This window comes from Campylobacter sp. IFREMER_LSEM_CL1097, from assembly GCF_025772225.1.
GTDB classification, from domain to species: Bacteria; Campylobacterota; Campylobacteria; order Campylobacterales; family Campylobacteraceae; genus Campylobacter_D; species Campylobacter_D lari_D.
On record NZ_JAKMRT010000016.1, the window covers coordinates 1 to 15,900 of the forward strand.

Annotated in this window: 18 protein-coding genes; 5 read left to right on the plus strand and 13 right to left on the minus strand. The window is 30.3% G+C overall.

Annotated features, from left to right (window positions below):
- Positions 1 to 34: 34 nt before the first annotated feature.
- The 4 genes from L8W64_RS07025 to L8W64_RS07040 form a co-directional block, all read right to left on the minus strand.
- Positions 35 to 394 carry a methyltransferase gene (locus L8W64_RS07025; protein WP_263673289.1) on the minus strand — a complete coding sequence of 120 codons (360 nt, stop codon included), beginning with the start codon at positions 392 to 394 and terminating at the stop codon, positions 35 to 37.
- Positions 395 to 518: 124 nt separating this feature from the next.
- Positions 519 to 722: a class I SAM-dependent methyltransferase gene (locus tag L8W64_RS07030; RefSeq protein ID WP_240387661.1), complete on the minus strand. Its 204-nt coding sequence runs from the start codon at positions 720 to 722 to the stop codon at positions 519 to 521.
- 55 nt (positions 723 to 777) lie between these two features.
- On the minus strand, positions 778 to 1,449 hold the full coding sequence (modB, locus tag L8W64_RS07035) for a molybdate ABC transporter permease subunit (RefSeq protein ID WP_263673291.1): 672 nt from the start codon (positions 1,447 to 1,449) through the stop codon (positions 778 to 780).
- Positions 1,450 to 1,483: 34 nt separating this feature from the next.
- Complete coding sequence (locus L8W64_RS07040; protein WP_263673292.1) at positions 1,484 to 2,689, minus strand: saccharopine dehydrogenase family protein; 1,206 nt, start codon at positions 2,687 to 2,689, stop codon at positions 1,484 to 1,486.
- A 134-nt stretch (positions 2,690 to 2,823) separates the two neighbouring features.
- On the opposite strand from L8W64_RS07040, the gene putP reads away from it, so the two are divergent.
- The 4 genes from putP (at position 2,824) to L8W64_RS07060 (ending at position 7,284) form a co-directional block, all read left to right on the plus strand.
- On the plus strand, positions 2,824 to 4,302 hold the full coding sequence (putP, locus tag L8W64_RS07045; RefSeq protein ID WP_263673293.1) for a sodium/proline symporter PutP: 1,479 nt from the start codon (positions 2,824 to 2,826) through the stop codon (positions 4,300 to 4,302).
- A 1-nt stretch (position 4,303) separates the two neighbouring features.
- On the plus strand, positions 4,304 to 5,275 hold the full coding sequence (locus tag L8W64_RS07050) for a putative transporter (RefSeq protein ID WP_133319920.1): 972 nt from the start codon (positions 4,304 to 4,306) through the stop codon (positions 5,273 to 5,275).
- An 87-nt stretch (positions 5,276 to 5,362) separates the two neighbouring features.
- The gene (locus L8W64_RS07055) at positions 5,363 to 6,733 is read left to right on the plus strand and encodes a hemolysin family protein (RefSeq protein ID WP_133319921.1); all 1,371 of its coding nucleotides are present in this window, start codon (positions 5,363 to 5,365) and stop codon (positions 6,731 to 6,733) included.
- Positions 6,734 to 6,801: 68 nt separating this feature from the next.
- Complete coding sequence (locus tag L8W64_RS07060; RefSeq protein ID WP_133319922.1) at positions 6,802 to 7,284, plus strand: pyridoxamine 5'-phosphate oxidase family protein; 483 nt, start codon at positions 6,802 to 6,804, stop codon at positions 7,282 to 7,284.
- A gap of 32 nt (positions 7,285 to 7,316) precedes the next feature.
- Here the strand turns inward: L8W64_RS07060 and fusA are convergent, their stop codons facing one another.
- From fusA to L8W64_RS07080, 4 genes are all read right to left on the minus strand, one after another.
- The gene (fusA, locus tag L8W64_RS07065) at positions 7,317 to 9,392 is read right to left on the minus strand and encodes an elongation factor G (protein WP_263673295.1); all 2,076 of its coding nucleotides are present in this window, start codon (positions 9,390 to 9,392) and stop codon (positions 7,317 to 7,319) included.
- A gap of 12 nt (positions 9,393 to 9,404) precedes the next feature.
- Positions 9,405 to 9,875: a 30S ribosomal protein S7 gene (rpsG, locus tag L8W64_RS07070; protein WP_012661188.1), complete on the minus strand. Its 471-nt coding sequence runs from the start codon at positions 9,873 to 9,875 to the stop codon at positions 9,405 to 9,407.
- 67 nt (positions 9,876 to 9,942) lie between these two features.
- On the minus strand, positions 9,943 to 10,326 hold the full coding sequence (gene rpsL, locus L8W64_RS07075) for a 30S ribosomal protein S12 (RefSeq protein WP_012661187.1): 384 nt from the start codon (positions 10,324 to 10,326) through the stop codon (positions 9,943 to 9,945).
- Positions 10,327 to 10,396: 70 nt separating this feature from the next.
- Positions 10,397 to 10,921: a CatA-like O-acetyltransferase gene (locus tag L8W64_RS07080; RefSeq protein ID WP_263673305.1), complete on the minus strand. Its 525-nt coding sequence runs from the start codon at positions 10,919 to 10,921 to the stop codon at positions 10,397 to 10,399.
- A gap of 117 nt (positions 10,922 to 11,038) precedes the next feature.
- Here L8W64_RS07080 and L8W64_RS07085 point away from each other — a divergent pair, with 117 nt between their 5' ends.
- Entirely contained in the window at positions 11,039 to 11,254 is a 216-nt protein-coding gene (locus tag L8W64_RS07085; protein ID WP_263659889.1) for a transposase, read from the plus strand.
- Positions 11,255 to 11,296: 42 nt separating this feature from the next.
- Here the strand turns inward: L8W64_RS07085 and aldA are convergent, their stop codons facing one another.
- The 5 genes from aldA to L8W64_RS07110 are packed head-to-tail and all read right to left on the minus strand — an operon-like array spanning position 11,297 to position 15,891.
- A complete protein-coding gene (gene aldA / locus L8W64_RS07090; protein ID WP_263660793.1) occupies positions 11,297 to 12,736 on the minus strand; it encodes an aldehyde dehydrogenase in 1,440 nt (479 codons plus the stop codon).
- Between the two features lie 13 nt (positions 12,737 to 12,749).
- Positions 12,750 to 13,067 (minus strand): L-rhamnose mutarotase, encoded by a 318-nt coding sequence (locus L8W64_RS07095; RefSeq protein ID WP_263673296.1) that lies wholly within the window; start codon positions 13,065 to 13,067, stop codon positions 12,750 to 12,752.
- On the minus strand, positions 13,043 to 13,837 hold the full coding sequence (locus L8W64_RS07100) for an amidohydrolase family protein (RefSeq protein ID WP_263660792.1): 795 nt from the start codon (positions 13,835 to 13,837) through the stop codon (positions 13,043 to 13,045). Before L8W64_RS07100 ends, L8W64_RS07095 begins: the two co-directional genes overlap by 25 nt.
- 2 nt (positions 13,838 to 13,839) lie before the next feature.
- Complete coding sequence (gene fucP / locus L8W64_RS07105; RefSeq protein WP_263661681.1) at positions 13,840 to 15,084, minus strand: L-fucose:H+ symporter permease; 1,245 nt, start codon at positions 15,082 to 15,084, stop codon at positions 13,840 to 13,842.
- Positions 15,085 to 15,099: 15 nt separating this feature from the next.
- Positions 15,100 to 15,891 (minus strand): SDR family oxidoreductase, encoded by a 792-nt coding sequence (locus L8W64_RS07110; protein WP_263673297.1) that lies wholly within the window; start codon positions 15,889 to 15,891, stop codon positions 15,100 to 15,102.
- Positions 15,892 to 15,900: the final 9 nt, after the last annotated feature.

Consider the following 15,900-nt stretch of genomic DNA (forward strand, 5'->3'; position numbering starts at 1 on the left):
GATAAAGACTTGATAAAGTCTTTATCATATAAAATTATTTTTCCCCTATATAAATAAAATGCTGTATACTTCCTTCAAAATTATATAAATTTATTAATTCATAATCTCCCCAAAATAATGGTTTAAAAGGTTTAAATTTTTCTTTTAATTCTTCAATCGTATTTGTAAAATTTATATAAGTAGATTCGCCATTTAATCTTGGACTAGATTTTACTTCCACTAAACCATTATCTTTAACATCTCCTGCAACAAATTCTTGATAAGCTTTAGAGCTAATCATTGTCGTGAAAATTATTGCTCCATCATTACATAAATCATAAAATTCTTCAATAGTTTTTTGAAAGTCTTTGTTTGGTAGATAATATAAACTTTGATTTGCAAAAATAAAATCCATTTTTACATCAAATAAATTTTTAAAACTAGAATTTGGTGTAATAACATGAAAATTATTTTCATTTATCCTAGGATCTTTTTTCCAAGTATTTTTTAAGCTAGGAACAATATCTATACCATAAACATTAATACCCCCCCCCCGTTACATCTTGAAAATACTTAGAATGAACTCCATTTCCACAACCAAAATCAAGTAAATTTCCACTTGTTTTGTTTAATTTGTATTTTAAGATTCTCTCATAAAATCTTATAACATGTCCATCTGGATATTGTAAGCCATATCCTTCATTGTCATATTTTTTAGTATATCCTGATAGTGAATTATCCATCATTTCTCCTTTAAATTTAAGATATAAATTGATTATACAATAAAATAAGTCTTTGTTATTTATTTTTTAACAAATTTACACTTAACAAAACAACAAAACTAAAAATTAAAAGTATGAGACTATAAATATGAGCTGTGGCAAAATCTAAATTTTCCATACTTTCATATATAGCAATACTAGCTACTTTTGTTTCCCCGCTTAAAGAACCACCTATCATTAATACTATACCAAACTCGCCCATAGTATGTGCAAAACTTATTACTAAAGCGCTGAGTATAGCCGGTTTGATACTTGGTAAGATTACTTTAAAAAGTGTGATGAAAGAATTTTTTCCCAAAGAAAAACTTGCTTCTATAATATTTTTAGAAATTAAAGACATTGCATTATATAAAGGATTAAACATAAAAGGTAAAGAGTAAATGCAACTTGCTATTACCAAGCCTTCAAAAGTAAAAGCTAAAGTGATATTAAAATATTTTTCTAAAAATTCTCCAAAAAAAGAATATTTTGAAAATAAAATCAACAAGTAAAAACCAACAACAGACGGTGGTAAAACTAAAGGTAAGGTTATTATAGTTTCTAGAATTTTTTTTGCTCTAAATTGCTTAAAAGTAAAAACCCAAGCAAGAAGTATGCAAAAACAAAACAAAATTATACAAGTAATAATAGAAAGTTTTATGGAAACTAAAAAAGGCGTCCAATCTATACTTAATAATAATTGCATCATTATAAAACTTTCTCAAGTCAAAAAAGACTTGAGATTATTTTCCTAAATTTGGCTCCATTTCTATAATTTTCCAAGGAAGTCCTTGAGTATTTAACTCATCCATGAAAGGTTTGGCGTCAAATTCTTCCATGTTAAACACACCTTTTCCTTGCCAAATTCCTTTAGCGATTAGCTTTGTTCCTATCATTGCAGGAACTCCAGTAGTATAGCTCACAGCTTGCGCTCCAGTTTCTTTAAAGCATTCTTCGTGATTACAAACATTGTAAATATAAACTTGCTTATCTTTTCCATCTTTTACACCACGAATCACACAACCTATATTAGTGTAACCTTTAGTACGAGGGCCCAAACTAGCAGGATCAGGAAGTAAAGTTTTTAAAAATTCTATTGGTATTATCTCTCTACCTTGATGCATAATAGGTTTAATGCCTAGCATACCAACATTTTCAAGACATTTCATATGAGTTAAATAACTTTGTCCAAAAGTCATAAAAAATCTTATTCTTTTTAGACCTTTGATATTTTTTACTAAACTTTCAAGCTCCTCATGATAAAGCAAATAACTATCCTTTACTCCTACTTCAGGATAATCCCACTCCATTTTTATTTCCATAGGTTCAGTTTCTATCCATTTTCCATTTTCCCAATAACGACCCTTAGCAGATACTTCTCTTAAATTTATCTCAGGGTTAAAATTAGTTGCAAAGGCATATCCATGATCACCTGCATTACAATCTAGTATATCAATATAATGAATTTCATCAAATAAATTTTGTTGCGCATAAGCACAAAATACATTAGTAACACCTGGATCAAAACCGCTTCCTAAAAGTCCTAAAATTCCTGCTTGTTTAAACTTATCATTTCTTAACCATTGTTCTTTATATTCAAATTTAGCTAAATCAGGATGTTCATAATTTGCAGTATCTACATAGTGAATATTAGTTTGAATACACGCATCCATTAAAGCAAGATCTTGATAAGGCAAAGCCACATTTAATAAAATTTCAGCTCCTGTTTTTTTGATAAGCTCTACAACAGCAGATGTGTCATCTGCATCTATTTGCTCAGTTTGAATTTCTATACCTAAACGCTCTTTTATAAAAGCTGCTATTTCATCACATTTACTTTTAGTTCTACTTGCTAGAGTTATTTTGCTAAAAACATCACTATTCATTGCACATTTTACAGTTGCAACGCGACTTACACCACCTGCACCTATAATTAAAAGATTTTTCATTAACTATCCTTAATTTTTTTGAAAATTGTAACAAAAAAACTTTATAAAGCATTGAAATAAAAAATAATTTTTATAATGTTTTTTTAAAATAAAACAAGTAAAATGATGATTTTTTAAATTTTTTAAGGACACTTATGAATTTACAAAGTGTGGAATTTTCTTATCCTATTATTATTACTTTTATTACCTATGCATTTTTAATGCTTTTTATAGGTTTTTATTTTTACAAAAAAAATCAAAATAGTAAAGATTATTTTGTTGGAAATGCATCAATGGGGCCGGTAATATCTGCCTTAAGTGCAGGTGCTTCTGATATGAGTAGTTGGCTTTTAATGGCTTTTCCCGGTGCTTTATACGCAGCTGGATTGGGACAAATTTATATAGCCATAGGTTTAAGTTTTGGTATGTTTCTAAACTGGACCTTTGTTGCTAAAAGATTAAAGATTTTTTCTCAAATAGCCAAAGAATGTATTACAATTCCTGATTTTTTTGAAAGTCGCTTTCATGATGATAGACATATTTTAAGAAGTATTTGTGCGGTAGTTATTTTAGTATTTTTTACTATTTACATTAGTGCTGGATTAGTAAGTGGTGCTAAACTTTTTGAAAGTGTATTTAATTTGCCTTATATTTTTGCATTAAGTATTGGATTTTTAGTTATTGTTTTATATACTTTTTTAGGTGGCTATAAAGCCGTATGCTGGACTGATATGATACAAGGACTTTTAATGATGAGTTCATTAATCATCATTCCTTTTGTGATGATTTTTGAACTTGGCGGCTTTGGCGAAGCTTTTTCTACTATAAATGATGTAAAACCTCAAGCTTTTGGTTTAGATGGTGGTGGTTGGCTAGTGGTAGCATCAACCTTAGCCTGGGGACTTGGATATTTTGGCCAACCTCATATTTTAATTCGCTTTATTTCTATAAAAAATGTAAAAGAAATTCCTACTGCGACTTTTATAGGCATAACTTGGATGATAATTTCTCTATTTGGTGCTGCTATGATAGGATTTTTAGGTATTGCTTATATAGCTAAATTTGATCTTACTTTAAATGATCCTGAAAGAATATTTATTGTAATGTCTCAAGTGCTTTTTAACCCTTGGGTGGCTGGAATTTTACTCAGTGCAATTTTAGCAGCCATTATGAGTACTGCAAGTTCTCAATTGCTAGTATGCGCTTCTAGCTTGGTGCAAGATTTTTATACACAAATCTTAAAAAGAAAAACAAATGATAAAAATATTACTTTGTTGTCACGCTTAGGTGTTTTGATTGTAGCGTGTGTAGCTTTTACACTTTCACTTGATACTCAAAGTCAAATTTTAAGCATAGTCTCTTATGCTTGGGCAGGTTTTGGAGCTAGTTTTGGAAGCGTTATTTTATTTTCTTTATTTTATAAAAATATGAGCAAAGAAGGTGCAATAGCTGGAATGGTTAGCGGGGCTTTAACTGTTGTATTTTATAAGCATTTTGGTTCAAATTTTATAGAAATTTATGAAATCATTCCTGGATTTTTAGTCGCAAGTTGTTTTATTATGATTTTTAGTATAATATTTAAAGCAAAAAAACACACAATAAAACATTATGAAAAAATGCTGAAAGAAATTTAAAATGTTTAAATCTTTTTTTTATTCTAAAAAATGGGCTTTATGGGCTTACTTGGGTCTGTTTTTTTTATTGTCTTCTTTATTAGCACAAACCTCTATTAATGTAGCAATAAATGAATGGTATAAAGAATTTTACGATGTTTTACAAGATGCAAAAAATCATAGCATAAATGATTTTTATCATTTTATTAAACAATTTTTATATTTAGCACTGCCTTATGTATTAATCGCTACTATCACGCAATATTTTGGAAGCATATATGCTTTTAAATGGCGCGAGGCTATGACTTTTGATTATATTAAATTTTGGCAAAAAAAAGATGATAACATAGAAGGCAGTTCGCAAAGAATTCAAGAAGATATCTATAATTTTTCAAAAATCATAGAAAGTTTAGGGTTAGCTTTTGTCAAAGCAATTATGACTTTAGTTGCTTTTGTACCAATTTTATGGATGTTAAGCGCACATGTTAATTTACCTATCTTAAAAGATATTAATGGCTCTTTAGTATGGATTGCATTTTTGGTTTCTTTAGGAGGTTTAGTTATATCATGGTTTGTAGGTATAAAACTACCTGGACTAGAATATAACAATCAAAAAGCCGAAGCTGCTTTTAGAAAAGAACTTGTTTTTGCTGAAGATGATAGAAAAAATTATGCAAGCGATGAAAGTATTTTAAGTTTATTTACCGGGCTTAAAATCAATTATAAAAGATTATTTTTACATTATGGGTATTTTAATATATGGCTTTATTTATTTGAGCAAATCATGGTTATAGTACCCTTTTTAATCATGGCTCCAAGTTTATTTTTAGGACTTATACAACTTGGAATTATCATACAAGTTGGTAATGCTTTTGACCAGGTTAGATCTTCATTTAGCATTTTTATCACCAACTGGACAACTATCACACAGCTTCGTAGTATTTACAAGCGTTTAGATGAATTTGAAAAAAATATAGAATATAGAAAACATTAAATTAATTTAAAATATATCATTATTTTTAAGCTAATTTTATAGTTTTGATTTGATATAATTTTGCGAAATTTTATTAAAGGAGTTTTTTTGGACCCCAGTCAATCTTTAGACTTAAATCAAACACTACCTACTGTTGCCTCTATTGATATAGGCTATTCTACTTTTATGATTCTTGTTGCATTAGCTTTAGTGCTTTTAAATGGATTTTTTGTTTTATCTGAATTTGCTATTGTTAAAGTGCGTAGATCAAAACTTGAAGAAATGGTAAAAGAGAAAAAACGCAATGCAAAAAAAGCTTTGGAAGTCACTTCAAAACTAGATACTTATTTAAGTGCTTGCCAACTTGGTATTACGCTAAGCTCTCTTGCTCTTGGTTGGATAGGCGAACCTGCTATTGCTAAAATTCTTGAAGTTCCTCTAGCAAATTTAGGTTTAGCTCCAGCATTAATCCATACCATAGCATTTATTATTGCTTTTGCTATTATCACATTATTGCATGTTGTGCTAGGCGAGTTGGTCCCAAAAAGCATTGCTATAGCCATTGCAGATAGAGCTGTTTTATGGGTTGCAAGACCATTGCATTTGTTTTGGTTACTTTTCTTACCTTTCATTAAAACATTTGACTTTTTAGCTGCAGTTTCTTTAAAAATTATAGGTATAAAACCTGCCAAAGAACACGAATTAAGTCACTCTGAAGAAGAGATTAAATTTATTGCGAGTGAAAGCCAAAAAGGTGGAGTTTTGGATGAATTTGAAACTGAAATCATACGCAATGCTGTCGATTTTTCAGATACAGTAGCAAAAGAAATCATGACACCTAGAAAAGATATGATTTGTCTTAATAAACAAAAAAGCTATGAAGAAAATATGCAAATAGTTTGTCAGTATAAACATACACGCTTTCCATACATAGATGGTTCTAAAGATATCATTTTAGGTATGGTGCATATTAGAGACATTATGCAAAATGAACTTAGCAAAGATAAGAAAAATTTAGATGATTTTCTAATCAAAATGATCCTAGTTCCAGAAAATATCAGCATATCTAAAGTTCTTTTCATGATGAATAAAGAACAAGTACATACAGCATTAGTAGTAGATGAATATGGCGGAACCGCTGGTCTTTTAACTATGGAAGATATTATGGAAGAAATTGTTGGTGATATTAACGATGAGCATGATGATTCTAGTCCACATTTTAAAAAGCTTGCAGAAAACATTTATGAATTTCAAGGAAGATATGAAATTAGTGAAGTAGAAGAAATGCTTGATATACGCTTTAATGAAGAATTAGAACAAGTCACTATAGGTGGATATGTTTTCAATCTTTTAGGACGCTTACCGGTGGTTGGAGATAGAATAGAAGATGAATTTTGCTACTACGAAGTCAAAAAGATGGATGGAAATAGCATAGAACGCATTAAAGTTGTACGCAAAAATACTGATGAAGAAGAGTAACAAACTCTTCTTTTTACTTTTCTACAACCCTCAAATCTTATTCATTTTAACTTACAAGGAAAATTTTTATGCAACTACATGATGAAATTAATCAATTTATGCAAGAATGCAAAAGCATTATGATATCGTCTTTAAATTTAAACAATCAAACCATATGTTCATATACTCCTATTATAAAAAACAAAAATGACTTTTATATTTATATTAGTGAAATTGCCGAACACTTTGAAGGAGTAAAATACAATAATAAAAACATAGAAATTATGTTTATACAAGATGAAAAAGATTGCATATCAATCTTTGCAAGAAAAAGGCTTAAATTTAGAGTAGAGAGTGTAGAAATAACAAGAGATAATCAGCTATTTGAGCAAGTATTAAATACTTATGAAAATGAAGACAATAAAGAAATAATTCAAGTCATTAAAAATATGCAAGATTTTCATTTATTTCAACTTATACTGAAAAATGGAAGATATGTTAAAGGTTTTGGAAAGGCATATGAAATTAATGAAGGAGCAATTAATTTAATTAATTCAAAAGGACATAAATAATTCAAGATGAGCTTTTTGCCCATCTTGATAGATTAACCATTTCTTTTTTTGATAATTTCTTCAGAAACATTTTTTGGAACTTCATCATAGTGATCAAATTCCATAGAATAAGTAGCACGGCCTTGAGTTTGACTTCTAAGATCGGTTGAGTAACCAAACATCTCGGCCAAAGGACAAAATGCTGTAATAATTTTATTACCACCTCTTTCATCCATTGAATTTACTTGGCCACGGCGTTTATTTAAATCGCCAATAACATCACCCATGTATTCTTCTGGAGTTTCAACTTCAACTTTCATCATAGGTTCTAAGATTACAGCACCTGCTTTTCTAGCACCTTCTTTAAAGCCCATAGAAGCTGCAAGTTTAAATGCCATTTCAGAAGAATCCACTTCGTGGTAACTTCCATCATAAACAGTTACTTTAACATCTTCAACAGGATATCCCGCTAAAACACCATTTTGTAATGCCTCTTGAACACCTTTATCAACTGCTGGAATATATTCTTTTGGAATTACCCCACCTTTGATATCATTTACAAATTCATATCCACTACCTGGTTCAAGTGGCTCAAGTCTTAAGAATACATGACCATATTGTCCACGACCACCTGATTGTTTAGCGTATTTGTATTCTTGCTCAACTGTTTTTCTAATAGTTTCACGGTAAGCAACTTGAGGTTGACCAACTTCTGCTTCAACTTTAAATTCACGAAGCATTCTATCAACGATAATTTCTAAGTGAAGCTCGCCCATACCTGAAATGATAGTTTGACCACTTTCTTCATCTGTTGAAACTCTAAAGCTTGGATCTTCTTGAGCTAATTTATTTAAAGCAATAGACATTTTTTCTTGATCTGCTTTTGTTTTAGGCTCAACAGCAACTGAAATAACAGGATCTGGAAAATCCATTCTCTCTAGAATAACTTTATCTTTTTCACTTGCCAAAGTATCACCGGTTAGTGTGTCTTTAAGACCAACAACCGCTCCAATTTCTCCTGCATATAAAGTTTTAATTTCTTCTCTTTTATTAGAGTGCATTTTCAAAAGACGACCGATTCTTTCTTTTTTATCTTTTGTTGAGTTGTATGCATAAGAACCGCTTTCTAAACTTCCTCTATACACACGAACGAAAGTTAATTGCCCAACAAAAGGATCAGTCATAATTTTAAATGCTAGGCCTGCAAACTCACCATCATCAGTTGATTTTACAGAAACTTCTGTACCGTCTTCATATTCACCTTTAATATTAGCAACTTCATCAGGAGCTGGTAAATAAGCAACAACAGCATCAAGTAATGGCTGAACACCTTTATTTTTAAAAGCTGTACCACAAAGCATAGGAACCATAGAAAGACTTAAACATCCTGCTTTAATACCTGCTTTAATTTCTTCTTGAGTAAGCTCTTCACCACCTAGGTATTTTTCCATTAATTCATCGCTTGTTTCAGAAACTGCTTCTATCATTTTTGTGCGATATTCTTCAGCCTTTTCTTTAAGTTCAGCTGGAATTTCTTTTTCTACATAATCAGTTGGTTTATTTTCATCTTCCCATACCAAAGCTTTCATGGTAATAAGATCAATTACACCTTTGAAATTATCTTCAGCACCGATTGGAATTTGAAGTGGAACTGGGTTGCCTTTCAAACGATTTTTGATTTGTTCTTCAACATTAAAGAAATTTGCACCAATTCTGTCCATTTTATTTACAAAAACAATTCTTGGAACACCGTATTTATTAGCTTGTCTCCATACGGTTTCTGATTGTGGTTGAACTCCACCTACTGAACAAAACACCGCAACTGCACCATCTAAAACACGCATTGATCTTTCAACTTCGATTGTAAAGTCAACGTGGCCTGGAGTGTCTATAAGGTTAATTTGATGGTTTTTCCAAAAACAAGTTGTAGCAGCAGAAGTAATTGTGATACCTCTTTCTTTTTCTTGCTCCATCCAGTCCATTGTAGCTGCACCATCATGCACCTCACCAATTTTATGACTCATACCTGTAAAGAAAAGAATTCTCTCACTAGTAGTTGTTTTACCTGCATCAATATGAGCTGCGATACCTATATTTCTAACTCTTTTTAAAGGAGTATTTCTTGACATATTTTACTCCTCTTACCAGCGATAATGAGCAAATGCTTTATTAGCTTCTGCCATTTTATAAGTATCTTCTTTCTTCTTGAATGAAGCACCTTTGCTATTAGCTGCATCTAATAATTCTGCTGCTAATTTTTCTATCATAGTTCTTTCGCTTCTTTTTCTAGCAAAAGAAATAATCCATCTTATAGCTAAAGCTTGTTGTCTAGCTGGGCGTACTTCTACCGGCACTTGATAAGTAGCACCACCAACACGACGAGATTTAACTTCTAATAAAGGCTTAATATTTTCAATAGCATCATTAAAAATTTCTATACCTTTTTTTTCTCCACCTTTTTTATCGATAGCTTCTAAAGCACCATACATAATAGTCGTAGCTGTGCTTTTTTTACCATCATACATTAAAGAATTAATGAATTTTGTGATTACTTTGTTTCCATAAATCGGATCTGGCAAGACTTCTCTTACCGGAGCTTTTCTTCTTCTCATAATTTTCCTTCAAATTTATAATTTTACTCAAACAAAATCAAATCTAACGGATTTGTCTGCAATTTTATTACTTAGCTGCTGCTTTAGGGCGTTTCGCACCATATTTAGAACGAGAAACGGTTCTTTTTGCAACACCTGCAGTATCTAAGGCACCACGAACAATGTGATACTTAACACCTGGTAAGTCTTTTACCCTACCACCGCGTACTAAAACAATGCTGTGTTCTTGTAGGTTGTGACCTTCACCACCGATATAACTAATAACTTCAAAGCCACTTGTAAGTCTTACTTTGGCAACTTTTCTTAACGCTGAGTTTGGTTTTTTAGGGGTTGTTGTATAAACCCTAGTGCAAACTCCCCTTCTTTGTGGACAATTTTTAAGCGCTGGAGATTTAGATTTCTCTAAAACTTTTTTGCGCTCTTTTCTAACCAATTGATTTATGGTAGGCACAATAATTCCTTTCTTTAAAAAATGTAATAAACTTTGGATAATATCTAAATTTTACTTACAAAAATATAAACTAAAAACAATTTAAATCTTTTTGCAAATTTTCTAAAAACAAACTCACATGATAAACATCGGTGCTTGCGTGATTTACATTAATACTTAGTGGAATAAAACATTGATTTTTTTCCTTGATAATTTTCCCACTTGTAAGAATAGGAAAAAAATAATTTTCTTTTTTAGGTAAATGTAAAGAGAAATTCTCAAAATTTATCCAAGGGATTGCTGAAATATTAAAAGAATTTTTAATATTCTCTTTTACAAACATAGTGTTTTCTTTAATGAGTTGTTTATCATGCTCGAAATTATGTAAAAAGTTTTGAAAATCTTCATTAAATTCAGTCCATAAAACACAAAAAGTCTTTGATTTTTCACAAAAAGCGGTATAACTTGGATGGATAATATCAAAACAAATTAATTTATCATCCTCTAAGTATAATTTAAATTCAGGTATTAAATTAACATTTTTACTTAAAAAATAGATAAAACTACCATAAAAAGAATATTTTTGATTTTTAACAAAAGAATAAAATTTACTAATATCTAATTAACATTTAATTCAAAAGAGCAGGGAAATTTAGTATAAAATTCAAAATGCCCTTTTCTATTGATTTATTTTTTTTGATAAAATCCACCAATAAAAACAAAAGAAGATAAAATGGGTTTTTGGGATAGCGTAGGCAAAGTAGCAAAAGATGCGGCGGCTAATTTAGATGCAAAAAGCAAAGAATTACAAGCTACGAAAATAAGATTAGAGAATAAAAGTAGCAATGAATTAAAAAACATCATAAACAGTGAAGGATTTTTTAGTGCTGGTAGAACAGAAAAAGCAATGGCTGTAAAAATTCTAAAAGAACGCGGAGAAATTGATTAAAAATTTCAAACAAATCCTATCTAAAAATAGATAGGATTGAAATCATTGTTTGTTGGTATTGTATTGTAAATAAACCACATGGGTAGCTAAATACTCTTCAAGACCATGTTTTCCATCAGCTCCACCTATGCCACTTTTTCTAAAACCTGCATGAAATCCTTGCATTGCTTCAAAATTTTCACGGTTAATATAAGTTTCACCAAATTTTATTTCTCTACTAGCTCTCATTGCTATATCTAAATTTTGCGTATAAATAGAACTTGTCAGTCCATATTCACAATCATTTGCCATATCAATTGCCTCATCAAGTGTATCAAATTTAGTAATTGGTAAAATCGGAGCAAAAATTTCTTTTTGCATGATCTCATCTTCATGCTTAACATTTGTAAGAACGCTTGCAGGAAAATAATATCCGCTTGTATCGGTGATTTTTCCACCGCATTCTACAACTGCTCCTTTATTCGTAGCTCTCTCAAGCATTGCTAAAGCATTATCAACCCCTGCTTGATTCACAAGCGGACCCATATCAAAATCGCCTTTCAAAGTGTTTCCAACACTTACTTTACTCATGGCTTTTACAAATTTATCTACAAATTCATCATAAACACTTGTATGCACATAAGCTCTTTCGGCACAATTGCAAACTTGTCCGTTATTGCAAATTCTACTTGCCTTAATCGCTTCTACCGCTAAATCAATATCTGCATCTTTACACACTATAGCCGGTGCCTTTCCGCCAAGTTCTAGAGAAACCTTAATGATATTTTTAGCTGCAGCTTCCATCACTCTAGTTCCTGCTTCAACACTCCCTGTAAGACTTACCATACCTATGTTTTCATTACTTGATAATTCATGTCCTACCACACTACCCTTACCTGCAACTAAATTAAATACACCTTTTGGTAAAGAACTTTGCGAGACAAGCTTTGCAAATTCAAAAGCATTATTTGGAGTTTCACTGCTTGGCTTTATAACAATGGTGTTGCCTGTTAGTAAAGCAGGTGCCATCTTTCTTGCGATTAGAAAAAATGGAAAATTCCAAGGTAAAATTCCACCAATTACACCAATGGCACTTTTATATAAATATATATGCTCATTAGCTCTATCACTTTGTATAATTTCGCCTTCATATCTTCTAGCCCATTCGGCAGTATAATCCATATAATCTGCCGTAAAATTAATTTCTACACTAGCTAAAGCTCTAGTTTTTCCTTGCTCTTGCATTAAAATTTCTGTTAAAAAATTAGCATTTTTGCGTATTAAACTAGCTATTTCTCTTAAATGATTTGCTCTTTCAATCGCTGGTTTAGCTTCCCAATTTTTTTGTGCCTTTTTAGCTGCTTCAATTGCTCTTTGTGTATCTTCTAAAGAAGCACTTGCCACTCTTGATATTACTTCTTTGGTAGCGGGATTTAAAACTTCTATAAATTCGCCATTGTGTGGGATAAATTCACCGTCAATATAATTTAAATAAGTTGTCATTTTTTCTCCTTTTTTAATCTAAATGAAATACTTCTTCCATATTTAGCCACTTTTGTCCTGCATGAGCTAAAGATATTTGGCAGGGATCTGTAACTTTCCACCATTGTTGTGTATTTTTATCTTTTGCCATCTTAGCCATATCTGCATCAAAATCAACACCTATATATTCAAAATATGCAAACAAATATTCTCCAAATAAATAAATAGAATAATTTTGTATATTACATTCTTTAATCATCTCACAAACACCTTTATAAGGCTTTGCATGAAGATCTTTATACTCTTGTATTTTTTCCTTTTTAATTTTTATAATTTGACCATATCTTTGCACCTATCCTCCTTATAAATTGATAAAGCATTTTTATAAAATATCTTGTCCAAATCTTTAAAAATATTTCCTTCTATGATAAATTTAGCCCATTTAGCTGGAGCTATTTTTGCCACAGGATAATTACTACCAAATATAAATTTATCTTCACTAAAAACATTCTTTAAAAATGAAAAACATTGAGATATAAAATCTCTATGAATTTTTATCGTAAAATCATCTGGTACGGAAATTTTTATCCATAAATTTGGGAAATCTTTTAATTTATGTAATATTTTTTTATATTCATCAAAATAGTTAATTTTAGGACTGCCCATATGATTTAAAACTACTTTTAAATTAGGATTATCAAATAAAAACTTTTCCAATATCCAAAGTTCTTCATTTTTCATGCAAGCTTCAAAAGGTATATTAAAAACATTTAGAAGTTCTAATTTTTCTTTAAAATCTGCTTCAAATAGTCTCTTAGCACCCTTTTTACTAGTATGCATTACCTCTCTAAAAGCACATAAGTGTTCTTTGTACTTTAAATCAGCTAAACAAATAAAAATACCATGTTCTTGTTTTTGCTTTAATGCAAATAAAGCTTCTTTTTCCAAATCATCACTATTTGTTTCAACATACATCGCACCTAAAAAATCAAATTCTTTATACTCATTTTTTGCCCTTAAAAAATCATAATTTTGTTCCAATCTATTATTGCCTTTTATCCACGAAATAGGCATTTTACTTAAATCCCAAAGATGCAAATGAGAATCAAAAATTTTTTGCATTTTTAAGCCTTTATTTTAGAACCAAAAAAACCATACCATGATACATATAAAAATAATGGGGCCATAGCCAAATATCCCATGCTTGTTCCAAAATAATCATTAATTAAACCCATGATAATAGGCATAATAGCACCACCAACTATACTCATAACAAGTAAAGAACCACCTAATTTCACTTGATTAAAAGGAAGATTTTTTGTTGCAACTGCAAAAATAGTAGGAAAAGAAATGGACATAAAGAAAAATAATGCAATTAAAATAACTATACTAATAAATCCGCTAGCAAAATACAAGCATACACATAAAGTCACATTAATAAAAGAATACCATCCTAAAATAGTCTCACCTTTAATTTTCTTCATCAAAGGCGTAGAAAGAATACGACCTAACATAAAAGCAATTAAAGCTATCGAAAAATAATAAGCCCCTTGTTCATCTTTTAGATTTTCATTATGCTCACTAAGATAATTTATAAAAAAAGCTCCTGCACTAACTTGATTTGCTATATACAAAAATTGTGCTAGCAATCCAAAATTAAAATGTTTATGCTTAAAAACTCCAATAGGTTTTGAGGTATCTTTTTGTTCATAATCACTACTTACTGCTGATCCTTCTGGAATTTTATTCAATGCAAAAGCAATCAAGATCAAAATAACAATTGCCGCAATACCAACATACACTAGCTGGACATTACCCATATTAGCAAGTAATGCAGCTTCTATTTGTTCTTTACTTGCACCTTCTTCTTGTTTTGTAATAGATAAAAACAAAGCTCCGCCTATGATAGGTCCTAAAAATTGACCCAAACCATTAAAACTTTGCGCAGCATTAATTCTAAAACTAGCATTTTTCTCATCACCAAGTTTTACCATATAAGGATTAGCACTAGTTTCCAAAGAACCAATACCGCAAGCTAAAATAAAAAAAGCAAATAAAAATAAGTAAAAATTAGCTAAATTTGTAGCTGGAATAATCAATAAACAACCTATTGCATACAAGATTAACCCAAAAATAATACCAATTTTATAAGAGTATTTATTTGCTATATATCCAGCAGGTAATGCTATGATAAAATAAGCACCAAAATAAGCGAGTTGCAAAAATCCACTTTCATGTTGAGTGATATGTAAATGATTTTGAAAATTCTTATTCATCACATCAATCAGCCCATAACTAACTCCCCATAAAAAGAAAAGAGAAGTTACTAAAATAATTGCTATTTTTATATTTTTAGAGTTATTTAACATATATCCTCCTTGTTATTAAATTTCATCCCAATTTAGAGCTCTATCTAAATGGATATATCCACCATCAGGAGTTAAAATTTGTCCTGTTGTGTGTGAAGCAAGAGGACTTAGTGTAAAAACTGCTGTGTTTGCTATTTCTTCTATAGTTGTAAAACGATGACCTAATGGTATGCATTTTGCTATTTTTTCATATTGAGCTTTTGGATTTGGAAAATTTGACAACCATTTTTCATAAAGAGGAGTCATAACTTCAGCTGGTGCTATAGCATTAACTCTAATATTATCTTTTGCAAAAGCGCAAGCCCATTCTCTTGTAAAACCTATTTGAGCAGCTTTTGCTGAAGCATAAGCTGAAGTTCTACCTTGTCCTGTTAAGCCGGTTTTACTTGTGATATTTAATATACTTCCTTGTTGCTTTTTAATATATGGTAAGCATTCTTTAGTCATAGTATAATAATGAAAAAGATTATTTTCATAAGATTTAATTAATTCTTCAGTTGTAGCATCTTCTATATGTAAATTATCATTTGCTCCAGCATTATTAACCAAAGCATAAATTCCACCATATATATTAACAACACTTTTAACAAGTGTTGAAATTTGTTCTGTATTTTTTAAATCTATTTGATAAAATCCATAATTTCTGCAAATGTCTTTTAGCTCATCATCTTTTTCTTTAGAAATTTCACTTCTTGAAAAAATAATTGGAATCCCACCTTCTAAAGCCCATAATTTAGCAATACCATAACCAATCCCTTTAGCACCACCTGTGATGATACAAATTTTGTTTTTAATTTTTAAATCCATAATATATCC